Genomic DNA, 836 nt, shown 5'->3' with positions numbered 1-836 from the left:
TCGCAAAGTTGATACCAAACAGCACACCCCAGAACTTGGTCATATCGCGCCAGATGGTGCGACCGGTCATGACATAAACGGTCTCCATGATGGCCACAATCACCGCCAGACCAATGGTCAGCGGCACAAACAAGAAGTGGTAGAGCGCCGTTATCGCGAACTGCAGCCGCGATAAGTCGACGATGTCGAGGTCCATGGTCGTATCCTTTCAAAGGTCCTCTGAGGGAATGTGCGGGCAATTCCCAAGGTTGCCCGTCAATTAAAAACACTGATCCGGACAGCATCAATCCGGTCGCAAGCGCGCAATCAGCGTTGCAAAAGCAGGTTCTCCACGGCGTGCCTCGGCTTGTACGACACCGCCATCGAGCCAAATCAAACGGTCGGCCAGCGCCGCCTCGCGCTGCAGGTGGGTGCACAGCACCACCGTGCGCTGTTGTGCCCGAGACTGCAACCGCTGCAATACATCGCGTGCCGTGGCGGCATCCAGCCCTTCGGTCGGCTCGTCCAGCAACCAGGCCGGCTGCTGCGCCAAAAGCAAGCGCGCCAGGCCCAAGCGGCGTGCCTGCCCGCCCGACAGGCCCAGACCGCCCTCACCCAAACTGCTATCCAGCCCCTGTGGCATGGCGCGCACATCGGCTGCCAAGCCCGCGTCTTCCAAAGCAGCCCACAGCGCCCTGTCGTCGGCGTGGGGCGCGGCCAGCCGCAAGTTGTCGCGCACGCTGTCTTGGAACAAGGCCACCCGCTGGGTCAGCCACACGCTGGGCACCGCCTGCACGCAGCCATGGCTCAGGGGCTGCTCGCCTGCCAGCACGGCCATTACGGTCGATTTGCCCGCA

2 protein-coding genes are annotated in these 836 nt (G+C 62.9%); both read right to left on the bottom strand.

The window, feature by feature from the left end; all coding sequences use genetic code 11:
- Positions 1 to 196 (bottom strand): cytochrome ubiquinol oxidase subunit I (locus tag QEP12_RS16900; protein ID WP_284214987.1); only part of this gene is annotated, 196 nt, incomplete at its 3' end.
- A gap of 87 nt (positions 197 to 283) precedes the next feature.
- The coding region (locus tag QEP12_RS16895) for an ATP-binding cassette domain-containing protein (RefSeq protein WP_284214986.1) at positions 284 to 836 on the bottom strand (553 nt) is incomplete at its 5' end.

Origin of the sequence: Comamonas jiangduensis, from assembly GCF_030162955.1 — a bacterium.
Lineage (GTDB): Bacteria > Pseudomonadota > Gammaproteobacteria > Burkholderiales > Burkholderiaceae_C > Comamonas > Comamonas jiangduensis.
The sequence above is the reverse complement of the archived record's forward strand: the minus strand, read 5'-3'. Positions and strand labels throughout refer to the sequence as shown.